This window comes from Streptomyces hokutonensis (assembly GCF_042751305.1).
Classification (GTDB): domain Bacteria; phylum Actinomycetota; class Actinomycetes; order Streptomycetales; family Streptomycetaceae; genus Streptomyces; species Streptomyces hokutonensis_A.
This window is the reverse complement of record NZ_JBHYWD010000029.1, coordinates 42,485-55,776: the sequence shown is the minus strand read 5'-3', so window position 1 is coordinate 55,776 and position 13,292 is coordinate 42,485. Positions and strand designations below refer to the sequence as shown.

Genomic DNA, 13,292 nt, shown 5'->3' with positions numbered 1-13,292 from the left:
GCGGTGGGCCCTGACCGGGTTTGTGGGTGATGGGCTGCGGCCGGGTTCGCGGGAGTGGGGTCAGCCCCAGCCGAGTTCGTGGAGGCGTTCGTCGTCGATGCCGAAGTGGTGGGCTACTTCGTGTACGACGGTGACGGCGACCTCGTGGACGACGTCCTCGGTGGTCTCGCAGTGGCGCAGGGTCGGGCCCATGTAGATGGAGATCCGGTCGGGGAGGACCCCGGCGTACCACTCGCCGCGTTCGGTGAGGGGTGTGCCTTCGTAGAGGCCGAGGAGTTCGGGGTCGGAGGGGTCGGGTTCGTCCTCGACGAAGACGGCCACGTTGTCCATGACCCGCGTCAGTTCGGGCGGAATCCGGTCCAGGGCCTCGCTCACCAGCTCTTCGAACGCCTCGCGTGTCATTTCCAGCACACGCCTATTGTCCGGGACGAACGCGGGTTCGGGGCGGTGACGGGGTCGGCAGGTCGGGGATGAGTGCGGCGACGCGTTCCAGCTGCTCGTGCTGGGCGCGCAGGTTCAGGGCGGCGGGGCGGGTGACGAGGTGGCGGGCGCCCGCGGTGACGTACTGGTCGAGACGCTCGGCGACCTGCTCCGCGGTGCCCGCGACGACGGCCTGGATCTTCTCCAGTTCGGTTAGGGGCATGCCGTAGGTGGCCAGGGCGTAGTCGTCGAGTGCGGCTCGGGCGGTGCGGGGGTCGTTGTCGATTCGTACGGTGATGAAGAGGGCCGGGGTGATGGCCTCGGGGCCTCGGCCCGCCGCTGTCGCCGCCGTGTGGATGTCGTGGAGGCCGGTCGTGTAGTCGGCGGGGTCGGGCGGGTAGGGGAGCCAGCCGTCGTAGAGGCGGCCGGTGCGGGCCAGGGCGGTGGGGGTGGCGCCGGCGAGCCAGACGGGTGGGCCGGTGGGGTGGGTGGGGCGCAGGGCGGGCGGGAGGTCGGTGAGGTGGTGGAACTCGCCGTGGAAGCTGTCGGCGCCCTGCCAGAGGGCCCGCCAGAGCCGGACCGTCTCGTCGAGGCGGGCGAAGCGGCGGGGCCAGGGGACTTCGGAGAGGTCGTAGAAGGGGCGTCCGAAGCGGCCGGGGAAGCCGGCGCCGACGGCGAGGGTGAGGCGGCCGTGGGAGAGCAGGTCGATGGAGGCGAGGGTCTGGGCGGTCTGGACGGGGCGGCGCAGGAAGGGGAGCAGGGCGCCGGTGCCGAGGGTGGCCGTCTCGGTGGTGGCGGCGAGGGCGGCGAGCATCGTGAGGGCTTCGATGCGGGGGGTGATGAGGGAGTCGTTGACGAAGAGGGAGGCGAAGCCGAGGCGTTCGGCGGTACGGCCGAGGGTGATCAGGTCGCGGGGGTCGTCGTCCTTGGCCCATTGGGCGGTTCCGGTGGGGAGCAGTACGCCGAGGGCGATGGGGTTGGTGGTGGGCGGGGGTGGCGTGCCGGTGCCGATGGGGCTGTTGGCGGGGTTCGGGGGCAGTTCGCCGGTGCCGGTGGGCATGCTGGTGGCCGCGGGGTGTACGTCGAGGCCGGTGGGCTTGTTGGTGGGCGCGGGCGGTGCGTCGGTGTCGGCGGGGTTGGCGGGGTTCATGGCTCGATGGTCGTCGGCTGCGGGTATGGCCTCAATTCCCTGCACGGAATGGCCGGTTGGGGCGGGGCGTCGTAGAACTGGTCCGTGGACTTTTCCCAGGTGTTGCGTGAGCGTCGTACGAGTCGTCGGCTGAGTCAGCTGGAGGTGGCGTCGCGGGCCGGGACCACTCAGCGGCATGTCAGTTTCATCGAGTCGGGGCGGTCGGTGCCGGGGCGGAACATGGTGGTGCGGCTTGCCGAGTCGCTCGAACTGCCGTTGCGGGAGCGGAACGAGTTGTTGCTGGCGGCCGGGTTCGCGCCGGTGTACGCGGAGAGTTCGCTGGAGGGGCCGGTGCTGGCGCCGGTGCGGGCGGCGATCGGGCACATCCTGCGCGGGCATCTGCCGTATCCGGCGGTGGTGGTGGACCGGGAGGGGCGACTGGTCGACGCCAACAGCGCGTTCGGGGTGATCACGGAGGGTGCGGCGGCGGAGTTGCTGGGGCCGGGGGTGAATGTGTACCGGCTGGCGCTGCATCCGGACGGGGTGGCGCCGCGGATTCTCAACCTGGCCGAGTGGGCGCGGCACATCGTGGCGCGGCTGGCCGGGTTGCCGGAGTTGCGGGCCGAGTTGGCCGGGTATGTGCCGGAACTGGGGTCGTCGGAGGGGCAGTTGGGGTTCGCCGTGCCGCTGCGGCTGCGGTCGTCGTACGGGGAGTTGCGGCTGATGACGACGGTGACGACGTTCGCGACGGCGGTGGATGTGACCCTGGCGGAGCTGAAGTTGGAGGCGTTCCTGCCGGCGGACGCGGCGACGGCCGAGGCGTTGGCCGCCGCGGCGGCGGATCAGGCTCCGGGGAACATGTAGTCGGTGCGGATGCGGCCGTCGGTGTCGAGCGCGAGCAACTCGAGCCCGCCGCCCACCACTTCGCCGTCGGCGACGGTGATCGTGTCCCAGTGGAAACGGACCAGGTCGTCGAGGCGTACGGCGTCGGTGCGCGCTCGGAAGGTGAACTCGCCCTTCTCGACGAAGCGTTGGTAGCTGCGCGTGACGCGCGTCTCGATGGCGTCGTGGCCCTGAGCGCGCAGGGTCGGGTGATCGAAGCCGAGGCCGGCGGCGACCTCGCGGATCTCGGCGGGCGGCTGGAGGACGTGGGTGCCGTCCTCGGCCCAGAGGCTCTCGATCGCCGCCCGGCGGCGGGCCGGGTCCGGTTCCGTCCACTGGGCGATGTAGCGGGCGGCGAGGTCCTGGGGGTCAGTCATCGCGGTCATCCGTGGCTCCTCGGGGCGCTGCGGTCGCTTCGGAGCCGATCGTGCTGCGGGCGCGGGCGGGGGGCAATTCCCCGCAAGGAGTGGGTGACTGGGGTGGGGCAGGTCTCCGGTCGGGAGTGGGCGACGGGGGCGGGGCAGATCTGGCCGGGAGTCGGCGACGGCCGGGGGCAGGTCCTGGTCAGGAATGGGCGACTGAGGCGGCGCAAGCCCCGGCCAGGAGTGGGCGACTGAGGCGGGACAGGCCTGGCCGGGAGTGGGCGACGGGGGTGGGGCAGGTCTGGCCGGGAGTGGGCGACGGGCGGGGGAGGTCCTGGTCAGGAGTGGGCGAGTGAGGCGGCGCAGGCCCCGGTCGGGAGTGGGCGACGGGGGTGGGGCAGGTCTGGCCGGGAGTGGGCGACGGGGGTGGGGCAGGTCTGGCCGGGAGTGGGTGTCTGGGGTGGGGCAGGTCTCCGGCCGGGAGTGGGCGAAGGGCGCGGCGCAGGCCGCGGTCAGGAATGGGCGTCTGAGGCAGCGCAAGCCCCGGTCAGGAGTGGGTGACGGGGCGCGGCGGGGCAGGTCCTGGTCAGGAGTGGGTGACTGAGGCGGTGCAGGCCCCGGTCAGGAATTGGTGAAGGGCGCGGGGCAAGTCCCGGCCAGAAATGGCGCGCCGGGTGCCGGGCGCGTGTCTTCCGGTGGGCGGTGGGAGTTGAGAGGGCGACTCCTTTTTCCGCCCTCGGAGGTGGCCCCGTGCGCCCCATGTACGTACCCGTCCGTCTGGCCGCAGCGGTCGCCGTCGTCGCCGCTGCCGCCGGCTGTATGAGCGTGGGCGACGACGCGGGCGGCGGTGCCAAGCCCTCGCACTCGGCGGGGCGGCACGCCGGTGAGGTGCCCGACGGCGGTTCGGGGGCGCCGGGGGGCGGGCTCGGGTACGGCGGGTCGGCGGGGGACGGGAAGCACGGGCACGGGAAGCCCAGGCCGGGGGAGTCCGCGTCGGGTTCGGCCTCGCCGTCGGCGCAGGGCGCGGTGAGCCCGTCCGCGTCCGCCCCGCCGAGACCGGGTACGAGCGCCAAGCCGGGCGCGCCGACCACGGCCGCGCCCCAGCCGACCCCGTCGCGGACGCCGCCGCCCCCGGACCCGACGCCGAGCCAGCAGCAGCCGTCCCCGGACCCGACCGTCGCGGAACCCTCGTCCTCGGCCCACGAGGACCCGGCCCCGCAGCTGGTGGACCGTGAGCCGGCACCGGCGGCCGGCTCACCGGCGTAGGTGATGGGTGTGACGCACGTCAATGAGGGCGGGTTTGCCTCAGGGGGTGGTGGGTGCGTATGGTGGTAGATCGTTTGATCCCATTGCCCGGCGCCACTGCAGAGCGCGCCGTGTGGCGCGTACTCTCCCTTGCCGTGGCGGACCGCATTGAGGCGGTCGATAGCGAATCACGGAGTTGACGGGCGCGTGCCGACGGAGACTCCGGAAGGTTTCGCATTCGCATGTCCATTTCCAGTACTGATCACGTCGTCATGCCCGAGAACGAGAACGAGGGCACCGAGACGGCCGTAGACACCGAGACGGCCACGGACGCCGTCGCGGCGGCTCCCGAGGTGACCTTCGCGTCCCTCGGTCTCCCCGAGGGCATCGTGCGCAAGCTCGCGCAGAACGGCGTGACAGCCCCCTTCCCGATCCAGGCGGCGACCATCCCGGACGCCCTGGCCGGCAAGGACATCCTCGGCCGTGGCCGCACCGGCTCCGGCAAGACCCTCTCCTTCGGTCTGCCGCTGCTGGCGACGCTGTCCGGCGGCCGCACCGAGCGCAAGCGCCCCCGCGGCATCATCCTCACCCCGACCCGCGAGCTGGCGATGCAGGTCGCCGACGCCCTCCAGCCCTACGGCGACGTCCTCGGCCTGAAGATGAAGGTCGTCTGCGGCGGTACGTCGATGGGCAACCAGATCTACGCCCTCGAGCGCGGCGTGGATGTGCTGGTGGCCACTCCCGGCCGCCTCCGCGACATCATCAACCGCGGTGCCTGCTCCCTCGAGGACGTGCAGATCGCGGTTCTCGACGAGGCCGACCAGATGTCCGACCTGGGCTTCCTGCCCGAGGTCACCGAGCTGCTCGACCAGATCCCGGCCGGCGGCCAGCGCATGCTGTTCTCGGCGACCATGGAGAACGAGATCTCCACGCTGGTCAAGCGCTACCTCAAGGACCAGGTCACGCACGAGGTCGACAGCGCGCAGGGCAACGTCACGACGATGTCCCACCACATCCTCATCGTGAAGCCCAAGGACAAGGCGCCGGTCACCGCCGCGATCGCCTCCCGCAAGGGCCGCACGATCATCTTCGTCCGCACCCAGCTGGGCGCCGACCGCATCGCCGAGCAGCTGCGCGAGTCCGGCGTGAAGGCCGACGCGCTGCACGGCGGCATGACGCAGGGCGCCCGTACGCGGACGCTGGCGGACTTCAAGGAGGGCTACGTCAACGCGCTCGTCGCGACCGACGTGGCCGCCCGCGGTATCCACGTCGACGGCATCGACCTGGTCCTGAACGTGGACCCGGCCGGCGACCACAAGGACTACCTGCACCGCGCCGGCCGTACGGCGCGTGCCGGTCGTACGGGCACCGTCGTCTCCCTCTCCCTGCCGCACCAGCGGCGCCAGATCTTCCGGCTGATGGAGGACGCGGGCGTCGACGCCGGCCGTCACATCATCAACTCCGGTACGGCCTTCGAGCCCGAGGTCGCCGAGATCACCGGCGCCCGTTCGATGACCGAGGTCCAGGCCCAGTCGGCCGGTGACGCCGCGCAGCAGGCCGAGCGCGAGGTCATCCAGCTCACCAAGGAGCTGGAGCGGGCCACCCGCCGCGCCGCCGAACTGCGCGAGGAGTCCGACCGCCTGATCGCCCGTGCCGCGCGCGAGCGGGGCGAGGACCCGGAGGTCGCGGTGGCCGAGGCCGCGGCGGCCGTCGTCGAGGCCGCGGCCGCCGAGCCGGTCGCCGAGGCGCCGGTGCGCGAGGAGTCGTCGTACGACCGTCCGCGCCAGCAGCGTGACGAGCGGGGCAACTACGAGCGCCGTGACCGTCGTGACGACCGTCCGTCCGGTGGTTTCCGTCGCGACGACCGTCCCTCGGGCGGTGACCGTGGTGGCCGTTCCTTCGACCGTCGTGACGAGCGCCCCTCGGGTGGTTTCCGCCGCGACGACCGCGGTGGCAACGACCGCGGCGGCGACCGTGGTGGCCGTTCTTTCGAGCGTCGTGACGACCGTCCGTCCGGTGGTTTCCGTCGCGACGACCGTCCGTCGGGCGGTGACCGTGGCGGTTTCCGTCGCGACGACCGTCCCGCGACCGGTCACCGGGGCAGCGACCGCCCGTTCAACCGTGACCGCCAGGGCGACCGCCCGGGCTTCCGCGCCGGCGGCCACGACCGTCCGTCCGGCCACCGCGGTACGACCGGCACGGGTACCGGCACCGGCACCTTCGGCCGCCGCGACGACAAGCCGCGCTGGAAGCGCAACGGCTGACGTCCACGGCTGACGTCAACTGACGTAGCGCAGCACTGAGATGGCCCCCGCCCGGGTTCGGGCGGGGGCCATTTTTGCGTGCTCTTGGCTGTGTGTTGACTGTATGATCAGCCGACTTCTGTGGGGGATGTGACGGCTGGGGGCCGGGGGCAGCGAGACCGCCACGCATCCCTCTCTTCTCTGGGGGAGGATTCCTTGGCTCGTCGTGTCTTCACAGGCATCGCCGTCTCGGCCGTGCTCGCGGCCGGGCTCGGCCCGCTGCTGCCGGCGCCCGCGTTCGCGGCGGGGATCGCGCAGGAGACGGTCGTACCGGCCACGCTGCGCGGCACCTACACCTCGGCCACGCTGCTCTCGTCCTCGACCCAGAGCGGCCACGACAGCGCCGGCGCTCAGGGCGTCTACCACCGGATGGAGGGCAGTTCGGCGCTGCTGTGGACGCGCTACTCGGACGGCGGGTCGGTGCCCGTGCCGGTGCCGACCGGGGTGACCACCTGGGCCACGGGTACCGATGTCCTCGCGTACCGCTACCCCGACGGCCGGGTCGAGTTCTGGGACCCGGCCGACGGCACGACCCGCGGTCTCCAGGTCCCGGCGGGCCTGGGCTTCCTCGGCGTCTTCGACAACCTCGCCCTCGCCTTCCGGAACGCCACCACCGAGGACGGCTCCAGCACCCGGATCATGCATCTGCTGACCCCGGGCCCCGACGGAACCACCCGGGACGTGACCGTCGCGGGCGGACCGGCGGGCCTGATCGTCGGTCTGCCGGCCGGCGCGGACGCCACGAGCGTGTTCTTCCGCGCTTCGCTGGACGGACAGCAGGTGCTGATCGCCGTGGACCGGGAGACCGGGCAGGTGCAGAGCACGAGCGGTCCGCTGCCCCTCGGGTACACGCATGTGTACGCGTCCCGGGACCGTGTGGTCGTCGCCGCCTACGACAAGGCCAAGGTGCTCGTGCTGCCGCGCGCCGACCTGTCCGCGACCCCGGCCGAGCTGGTGCTCAAGGGCGTCAGCGACGGCGTGAACGCGACGCACGATCTGGCACTCGTGGGGGACTGGCTGGTCAACGGCACCGGTGCGGTGACGGCCCAGCCGATCGCCGGCGGTGCCGTGGTGACCCTCATGCCGTGGTCGTTGTTCGGGATCGCGGCCGGCCCCGACGGCAACGCCGTGAAGATCGGCCGTACCGGCAGCGACGACTGGGGCATCCAGCGCATCCAGCCGGGTCCCGCCGGAGTCCCGGTCGTCACCCAGGTCAGGGCGCTGCCCAAGCCGCCGACCAGGATCCAGGGTCTGTCCCTGGAGCAGGGGCGGCTCCTCGTCGCCGACACCGGTGGCCCGAACGGATACCGCGACGACTACCTACGGACGGTCTCCGTGACCGGTACGCCCGAGTTCGGCGCCCGCTCGTCGTTCGACGGCGCCCAACTGAACCTCGGCACCTGCCCGGTGACGGAGCTCGGCTGCTCCCAGCTCTACGGCACGGCGGACGGCCGCGCCGCCTGGCTGACGAAGGACACCACGACCAGCGACCGCATCCGCGTCAACGGGCCCGCCCCGTACACCTTCTGGGAGCGCACCGTCCCCGCGGGCGGCCGGATCACGGACGTCTCCGGCCGCTATCTGATCCACACCACGGCGACCGCGCAGACCGTCTACCGGATCGGCAACGACGGCGCACCCGCGCTCACCCGCACCCCCGGCGCCGCCGCCCTCTCCGGCGACACCCTGTGGACCCCGGGCACCACCCCCGGCACCCTCACGGCGTACAACCTCACCACCAGGAAGACCACCGAGACCCTCACCACCGACGCGGGCTGCGCACCCACCGAACTGCGCGCCAACGGCCGCTGGCTGTACTGGAGTTGCGCGGACGGCAGGGCCGGCGTCTACGACCGCACGGCGAAGAGGTCCGTCCAAGTTCCGTCCGGAGAGGCGGAGTTGGGCGACGGATTCGTCGTCACGCACGACAAACAGGCCGGGCAACTGGTCCTCACGACATTCGCCGACGGCACCCCCGTGAGCAGGGTGATCGGCGCGCTGCCCGACACCGGCATCTCCCAGCGCGAGGTGCGCTGGACGGTCGACGAGTCGACCGGGAACGTGGCCTACGTCGACGACCAGGAGCGCGTCCACCTCGTACCGGCCGGCGTCACCCCGCAGCCGTTGCGCCTGCTGGCCCCGGTCGAGGCGGCCCCGTCCGTCCAGGCGCACGAGATCGACACCACCCAGGACACCCTGGCCACCCTGCTGCTGTCGAAGCCGTCCGCGAGCTGGCACCTGACCGTGCGCAGCCGGGCCACCGGCAAGCTCGTGGACACGCGGGACGGCGGCGCGGCGCGCGGCGAGCTGAAGGTCGGCTGGTCCGCGTCCTTCGGGGCGACGCTGCTGACGAACGGGTCGTACGACTGGACGCTGTCCGTCGCACCGGCCGACGGGGTCGGTGCCTCGGTGACGGCGAGCGGCACGGTCGCGGTGCGCGGCGGTACCCCGGCGCGCCACGACCACGTCGGCGGTGACGCCGTCGGCGATCTGCTGACGCTCGGCCCGTCCGGCGCGCTGACGTATCAACCGGGCACGGGCAAGGGCACGTTCGCCGGGAAGGTGACCGGCACCGGCTGGGCGACGAACGTCAAGGCGGTCCCCTTCGGCGACCTGAGCGGGGACCACTGCAACGACGTCCTGGTCCGGCTGAGCAGCGGCGCGCTGCGGGCGTACAGGCCGGCCTGCGACGCGGCGCTCAAGCCGTCGACGCCGTACACGTCACTCGGCACGAGCGGCTGGAACCAGTACGACGTCCTCACCGCGCCCGGTGACATCAGCGGCGACGGCCGCCCGGACCTGATCGCGCGGAGCGCGTCGACGGGGACGGTGTACCTGTACAAGGGGACGAGCGCGGGCAAGCTGTCGGCGCGCGTGAAGCTGTACGCCGACTGGAGGACGTACAAGAAGGTGGTCGGCGTAGGTGACCTGAACGGCGACGGCATCGGCGACCTGCTGGCCCAGGACAGCGCGAACAACCTGTACCGCTACTACGGCACCGGCCACGGCACGTTCGGGGCGCGGGTGAAGCTGTTCACCGCGTGGGGCGGGTCGTACAACGCGGTCGTCGGGGTCGGGGACATCACCGGGGACGGGAAGGCGGACCTGGTGGAGCGGGACTCGGCGGGCAACCTGTTCCGCAACGGCGGTGACGGGAAGGGGTCGTTCGGGGCGCGGGCGAAGATCTCGGGCGGCTGGCAGAGCTACAAGGGCATTTTTTAGCCACATCGAGTCCTTATCGATTCCTTAAGTGGCGCATGTCACGTCCCCGGCGAGGGAATCGCTGGGGGCATGACAGATGACGCCATAGCGAGTGGGCTGTCAAAGGGAGACGCTCCTGGTCTCTCCGACGAAGAACGGCTTGCCCAGCTCGGCTACACGCAGGTTCTCGCCCGCCGCATGTCGGCGTTCTCCAACTACGCGGTCTCCTTCACGATCATCTCGGTCCTGTCCGGCTGCCTGACCCTCTACCTCTTCGGCATGAACACGGGCGGCCCGGCGGTCATCACCTGGGGCTGGGTGGCCGTAGGCCTGATGACGCTGTTCGTCGGCCTCTCGATGGCCGAGATCTGTTCGGCCTACCCGACATCCGCGGGCCTGTACTTCTGGGCCCACCGGCTCGCGCCCCCGCGCTCGGCCGCGGCCTGGGCATGGTTCACGGGCTGGTTCAACGTGCTCGGCCAGGTCGCGGTGACCGCGGGCATCGACTTCGGGGCCGCGTCCTTCCTGGGCGCGTACCTGAACCTCCAGTTCGACTTCAAGGTGACACCGGGACGTACGGTGCTCCTGTTCGCCGGGATCCTTGTGTTGCACGGCTTGCTGAACACGTTCGGCGTGAAGATCGTCGCGCTGCTCAACGACATCAGCGTGTGGTGGCACGTGGTGGGCGTCGGGGTGATCGTCGGCGCGCTGGCCTTCGTCCCCGACCACCACCAGTCCACGACCTTCGTCTTCACGAAGTTCGTGAACAACACGGGCTGGGGCAGCGGTGTGTACGTCGTCCTGCTGGGCCTGCTGATGGCGCAGTACACCTTCACCGGCTACGACGCCTCCGCCCACATGACGGAGGAGACCCACGACGCGTCGACGGCCGGCCCGAAGGGCATCGTCCGCTCCATCTGGACGTCGTGGATAGCCGGCTTCGTACTGCTGCTGGGCTTCACGTACGCGATCCAGTCGTACAACGCGGAGCTGAAGTCGCCGACGGGGGCGCCCCCGGCCCAGATCCTCCTCGACGCGCTGGGAGCGACGTCGGGCAAGTTGCTGTTGTTGGTGGTGATCGGGGCACAGCTCTTCTGCGGGATGGCGTCGGTGACCGCCAACAGCCGCATGATCTACGCCTTCTCACGCGACGGCGCCCTGCCGTTCTCCCGCGTCTGGCACACGGTGAGCCCGCGCACCCGCACCCCGGTCGCGGCGGTCTGGCTCGCGGCGGCGGGCGCGCTCCTCATGGGCCTGCCCTACCTGATCAACTACACGGCCTACGCGGCGGTGACGTCCGTCGCCGTCATCGGCCTCTACATCGCGTACGTCATCCCGACACTGCTGCGGCTCGCGAAGGGCGACGACTTCCAGCGTGGACCGTGGCACCTGGGCCGCTGGTCCCGGCCGATCGGTGTGGTGTCGGTGATCTGGGTGGCCGTGATCACAATCCTCTTCATGCTCCCGCAGGTCTCCCCGGTCACCTGGGAGTCCTTCAACTACGCGCCGGTGGCGGTGCTGGTGGTGCTGGGCTTCGCGGCGGCGTGGTGGGTGGCTTCGGCCCGGCACTGGTTCCTGAACCCGGAACACGCGCGCACGAAGGCACGGGAGGCGGCGCGGGCGGGGGCGCGCGAACCGGTGGATCCGTAACGACGCCTGGGCGGGGTGGGCGGGGGAGGCGGCGCGATCCGGCTCGCGCGAACCGGTAGATCCGTAACACTCCGGACTCGCCCGGCCGCCTTCCCTGGATCCGGCACGGCCGTGTCCCCGATACCCGATCGGAGACACGGCCACCTCCCGCTATGCTCGGGGAGGCAACATCGCGAGGACCCTTAGCTCAATTGGCAGAGCAGTGGACTTTTAATCCATTGGTTGTGGGTTCGAGTCCCACAGGGTCTACCGGTGGTGGGCGGGGGTTATGGCCTCTGACCTGCTGTGCAGCGCCTGAGTCGACTTCGGTCGGGTCGGGCGCTGCTGTGGTTTCGGGGTCTTGCGTGCCCGAGCGCGCAGCGCGGCATGGCTGACATCAGGGTCGCGCGGAGAGCCTCGGGGGGCGAGCAGCTCCAGACTCTGCCGGTACGCGGGGTGGGCGGCCTTGGCCGAGTGCCGGAGATCCCGGTGGCTATTTGTTGGCGGCGTTGAAGGTGGCCGGGGCGACCGCGATCGCGTTTGCGGGGCGGGGCGGGGCGGGCGCGGGCGGTCCGGTGTTCGCCAGGCCGAGGCGACGCAAGGCGGTATCGACAGGCACTCCGCCGAGGACGAGCAGTTCGCCGGGGCCCATCACGCTCTCTGCGCCGCGTACTTCGAGCGCGGTTGGGGCATCGCCCTGCCGGGCGCCATCGGTGCGGTCGGCGTCGAGGACACGGCCGATGGCGTACCGGCGGTCGTACGGGATCCCTCGCGTGGACCCAGAGGCGGCGCCCGGGGCGTACCAGGATCCCGCCGACCTCCTCGGACACTTGGGCATCTGCGTCTTCGCCGACCGGGGGGACCGGGGGCGATGGAGAGCAGCGGCCGCGCACCGCTGTGGTCAGTTGGTGGTGAGCATTCCTGTGCGGAGTTTGGCGAGGGTGCGGTTGAGCAGGCGGGAGACGTGCATCTGGGAGACGCCGAGGTGTTCGCCGATCTGGGCCTGGGTGAGTTCGTCGACGAACCGCATGTGGATGATGCGCCGTTCGCGGTCGTCGAGTTCGGCGATCAGGGGGGCCAGGGCGTTGAAGTCCTCGACGAGTTCGAGGGCGCCGTCGTCGAGGCCGATGAAGTCGGCCAGGGCGGCTTCGCCGTCGTCGCTGGAGCCGATGGCGGCGTCGAGGGAGGCGGAGTTGTAGCCGTTGGAGGCGAGACGTGCTTCGTTGACCTCCTCCTCGCTGAGGCACATCAGCTGGGAGAGTTCCTTGACGGTGGGCGTACGGCCGAGCCGGCTGCGGAGCTCTTCGGTGGCTTTGGCGAGCTGGACGCGGGCTTCCTGGAGGCGTCGGGGGACGTGGACGGCCCAGGAGGTGTCGCGGAAGAAGCGCTTGATCTCGCCGGTGATGTAGGGGATGGCGAAGGAGGTGAACTCGACTTCGCGGGTGAGTTCGAACCGGTCGATGGCCTTGATCAGTCCGATCGTGCCGACCTGGACGATGTCCTCCATCTCGTCCTGGCTGCGGCTGCGGAACCGCGCGGCCGCGTACCGGACGAGCGTGATGTTCATTTCGATGAGGGTGTTGCGCGCGTACTGGTACTCGTGCGTGCCCTCTTCGAGGACGGCGAGCTGGTCGAGGAACAGCCTGGTCAGCTGACGGGCGTCCTTGGGAGCGATCTGCGAAGGGTCCGCGATCTCCGGCAGCACCCGGGTCTGTGCGTCTGCCGTCTTCGTCACTGTCATGTCAGGCCCCTCCCACGTGATCCGGACTCGGTGCCGCCGGTTCGTTGTCTGGCGACAATGATCGGCCTACCCGGGTTCGCGGAATGCATGCCAGGTGAATTTCGGAGCGGGTCCGCCGACTGCCGTCGGACCGGGCGCTCCGGCCGCCCGTGTCGCGTCCCTGACGCTCCCTCGTGGACGAGGACTCGGGTGATGCCGTCTCGTGGTGCGGAGCCGCAGGGTGTGCCGCGCGTCGATGAGGAACGGCAGGGCACGGCCTTGCCGACGGCCCGGACTACAGCGGTGGGGGGGGGCGGGGCGCGTGAGGCCCGCCGCCCCCCCCCGGCCGGGGGGGGGGCGGCGAACACGCGCGGGGCGCGGGTTGTGGGGCGCCAGGAGGG

Annotated in this window: 10 protein-coding genes and 1 tRNA gene; 6 read left to right on the top strand and 5 right to left on the bottom strand. The window is 71.4% G+C overall.

Annotated features, from left to right (window positions below):
• Positions 1 to 60 precede the first annotated feature (60 nt).
• Together ACFXC1_RS44760 and ACFXC1_RS44755 are read right to left on the bottom strand one after the other, a co-directional pair.
• On the bottom strand, positions 61 to 411 hold the full coding sequence (locus tag ACFXC1_RS44760; RefSeq protein ID WP_381254491.1) for a metallopeptidase family protein: 351 nt from the start codon (positions 409 to 411) through the stop codon (positions 61 to 63).
• A 4-nt stretch (positions 412 to 415) separates the two neighbouring features.
• Positions 416 to 1,570, bottom strand: coding sequence for an LLM class flavin-dependent oxidoreductase (locus ACFXC1_RS44755; protein ID WP_381254489.1), 1,155 nt, complete (start codon positions 1,568 to 1,570; stop codon positions 416 to 418).
• Between the two features lie 84 nt (positions 1,571 to 1,654).
• Here ACFXC1_RS44755 and ACFXC1_RS44750 point away from each other — a divergent pair, with 84 nt between their 5' ends.
• Positions 1,655 to 2,413 carry a helix-turn-helix domain-containing protein gene (locus tag ACFXC1_RS44750; RefSeq protein WP_381254486.1) on the top strand — a complete coding sequence of 253 codons (759 nt, stop codon included), beginning with the start codon at positions 1,655 to 1,657 and terminating at the stop codon, positions 2,411 to 2,413.
• Here the strand turns inward: ACFXC1_RS44750 and ACFXC1_RS44745 are convergent.
• Positions 2,392 to 2,817, bottom strand: coding sequence for a hypothetical protein (locus ACFXC1_RS44745; RefSeq protein ID WP_381254483.1), 426 nt, complete (start codon positions 2,815 to 2,817; stop codon positions 2,392 to 2,394). The two genes, ACFXC1_RS44750 and ACFXC1_RS44745, sit on opposite strands and share 22 nt — an antisense overlap.
• A gap of 735 nt (positions 2,818 to 3,552) precedes the next feature.
• Between ACFXC1_RS44745 and ACFXC1_RS44740 the strand changes: the two genes are divergently transcribed.
• From ACFXC1_RS44740 to ACFXC1_RS44720, 5 genes are all read left to right on the top strand, one after another.
• The gene (locus ACFXC1_RS44740) at positions 3,553 to 4,059 is read left to right on the top strand and encodes a hypothetical protein (protein ID WP_381254481.1); all 507 of its coding nucleotides are present in this window, start codon (positions 3,553 to 3,555) and stop codon (positions 4,057 to 4,059) included.
• A 221-nt stretch (positions 4,060 to 4,280) separates the two neighbouring features.
• On the top strand, positions 4,281 to 6,302 hold the full coding sequence (locus ACFXC1_RS44735) for a DEAD/DEAH box helicase (protein ID WP_381254478.1): 2,022 nt from the start codon (positions 4,281 to 4,283) through the stop codon (positions 6,300 to 6,302).
• A 195-nt stretch (positions 6,303 to 6,497) separates the two neighbouring features.
• Positions 6,498 to 9,563 carry an FG-GAP-like repeat-containing protein gene (locus tag ACFXC1_RS44730; protein ID WP_381254476.1) on the top strand — a complete coding sequence of 1,022 codons (3,066 nt, stop codon included), beginning with the start codon at positions 6,498 to 6,500 and terminating at the stop codon, positions 9,561 to 9,563.
• A 69-nt stretch (positions 9,564 to 9,632) separates the two neighbouring features.
• Positions 9,633 to 11,192 carry an amino acid permease gene (locus ACFXC1_RS44725; RefSeq protein ID WP_381254474.1) on the top strand — a complete coding sequence of 520 codons (1,560 nt, stop codon included), beginning with the start codon at positions 9,633 to 9,635 and terminating at the stop codon, positions 11,190 to 11,192.
• Between the two features lie 176 nt (positions 11,193 to 11,368).
• Positions 11,369 to 11,441 (top strand) — tRNA-Lys (locus tag ACFXC1_RS44720).
• 223 nt (positions 11,442 to 11,664) lie between these two features.
• Here the strand turns inward: ACFXC1_RS44720 and ACFXC1_RS44715 are convergent.
• Both ACFXC1_RS44715 and ACFXC1_RS44710 read right to left on the bottom strand, forming a co-directional pair.
• A complete protein-coding gene (locus tag ACFXC1_RS44715; RefSeq protein WP_381254473.1) occupies positions 11,665 to 12,009 on the bottom strand; it encodes a hypothetical protein in 345 nt (114 codons plus the stop codon).
• 63 nt (positions 12,010 to 12,072) lie between these two features.
• Positions 12,073 to 12,912, bottom strand: coding sequence for an RNA polymerase sigma factor SigF (locus ACFXC1_RS44710; protein ID WP_381254471.1), 840 nt, complete (start codon positions 12,910 to 12,912; stop codon positions 12,073 to 12,075).
• Positions 12,913 to 13,292: the final 380 nt, after the last annotated feature.

What these genes read in the sequence shown, in the direction of transcription:
- ACFXC1_RS44715 (WP_381254473.1), bottom strand. Translation starts at nt 12,009, where the DNA reads ATGCCCAAGTGTCCGAGGAGGTCGGCGGGATCCTGGTACGCCCCGGGC.
- ACFXC1_RS44740 (WP_381254481.1), top strand. Translation starts at nt 3,553, where the DNA reads ATGTACGTACCCGTCCGTCTGGCCGCAGCGGTCGCCGTCGTCGCCGCT.
- ACFXC1_RS44735 (WP_381254478.1), top strand. Translation starts at nt 4,281, where the DNA reads ATGTCCATTTCCAGTACTGATCACGTCGTCATGCCCGAGAACGAGAAC.
- ACFXC1_RS44755 (WP_381254489.1), bottom strand. Translation starts at nt 1,570, where the DNA reads ATGAACCCCGCCAACCCCGCCGACACCGACGCACCGCCCGCGCCCACC.
- ACFXC1_RS44725 (WP_381254474.1), top strand. Translation starts at nt 9,633, where the DNA reads ATGACAGATGACGCCATAGCGAGTGGGCTGTCAAAGGGAGACGCTCCT.
- ACFXC1_RS44710 (WP_381254471.1), bottom strand. Translation starts at nt 12,912, where the DNA reads ATGACAGTGACGAAGACGGCAGACGCACAGACCCGGGTGCTGCCGGAG.
- ACFXC1_RS44745 (WP_381254483.1), bottom strand. Translation starts at nt 2,817, where the DNA reads ATGACCGCGATGACTGACCCCCAGGACCTCGCCGCCCGCTACATCGCC.